This window comes from Leyella stercorea DSM 18206 (assembly GCF_000235885.1).
GTDB lineage: Bacteria > Bacteroidota > Bacteroidia > Bacteroidales > Bacteroidaceae > Prevotella > Prevotella stercorea.
In genome coordinates this window covers 1-1,383 of record NZ_JH379404.1, presented here as the reverse complement: position 1 = coordinate 1,383, position 1,383 = coordinate 1, and the positions used below count along the sequence as shown (strand labels likewise).

At 44.3% G+C, this 1,383-nt stretch carries 2 protein-coding genes; both read right to left on the bottom strand.

What is annotated here, in order from left to right:
- Positions 1 to 869: phage integrase SAM-like domain-containing protein (locus tag HMPREF0673_RS04685; protein WP_007898762.1), on the bottom strand; the 869-nt coding region annotated here is incomplete at its 3' end.
- A 31-nt stretch (positions 870 to 900) separates the two neighbouring features.
- Positions 901 to 1,383: site-specific integrase (locus HMPREF0673_RS04680; protein ID WP_007898759.1), on the bottom strand; the 483-nt coding region annotated here is incomplete at its 5' end.

Genomic DNA, 1,383 nt, shown 5'->3' with positions numbered 1-1,383 from the left:
TGCAAGGGAATGAACGCTTCGTTGTTGGTCTTTGCTCTTTTCTCACGGATGTATTTTCTACCGTCTGCCGTCATCCCGATATGGTGTGGATACAGGTTACGTAAATCGACATAAGCCAAACCTGTAAGGCTGGAGAAAACAAACATTCTTCGTGCCAACTCCAAAGCCTTATCCTCCATAGGAGTCTCCATAATGAGCAGCAAGTCATTTCTGGATATATGTCTACGCTTTGGTGAGCCTTTCTTTTCATATCCGACATCTTCCAATGGATTGAATTTCAGCAGACCTCTGTCAACAGCGATATAAACCAAGCGTTGCAGCCAACAAAGATTATGGTTCGTATTGGATGCACTATACCCTTTGCCAATCAAGAACAACTTATAAGATTTGCCAAATTCCTCAGTCAAATCTTCAAATGCAATGTCATTCATTCCTCGTAACCCGATGAACTCTCGCAAGTTGAGCTGCGATGTCTTAGATTGGCGATAAGAAGATGTTGAGTTAATACGGATGGAGCGCAGCCTAAGGCGTTCACGCTCCTCCTCGCCAGTGGCAAGCAATGTCATCGGGATAGTATTTGCATCAACAATAACATTCTTCAGAATCTCGGCGGTAACGATGCCCTTTTCCTTTGTTGCCTGCTCGTAGGCTTCGTCAATTCTTAGTCTGAACGCTTGCAGTTGTCCGTTCACTCTTGCATTCTTGGCTTCACCTTTTTTCGTGTCCCATTCTTCGGGAGCACAGTAAAGACCTGTTGCTATGGCTGACACTTTGCCGTCAATCGTGATACGGCAAAATATAGATGTTGTTCCGTCTGCCTTTACTCTGCCACGGTTGATATAATAAAACTGCTTGTATGTACTTCTCATTGTTATGTTCCTTTCTTATTTTGTGATAATATTACAGGGCAAACTTGAAGTCCTTGTTGGCTTCGATGAACTTGTCCATATCCTCAAATAGCTTTTTCGGGGTGACACGTGCATAGATTTGCGTGGTCTGAATGTTGTTGTGACCAAGCATTCTGCTGATAGTCTCTATCGGAACACCTTCTTCGAGCGTAACGAGCGATGCGAAACTGTGCCGTCCAACATGATAGACCAAATCCATACTTATGCCAGATAGTACTCGGAGACTTTTCATGTTACCTCTCAGCACTCGAAATTCCTGTGGTGGTAAAAGAGTAGGTCTTGTCGGGTCTTTGTATTTCTCCAACATGGCAAGCGCCTCTGGCAGTAACTTCACACGTGCAAGCATCTTGTTCTTCTTTCTGTGGTATTTCAGCCAAAGGCTGCCCTCCTCATCACGAAAGAGGTTTTCTTCCGTGATAGAAACAGTATCGGCATAAGCCGTGCCTGTATAGCAGGCGAAAAGAAAAAGGTCACG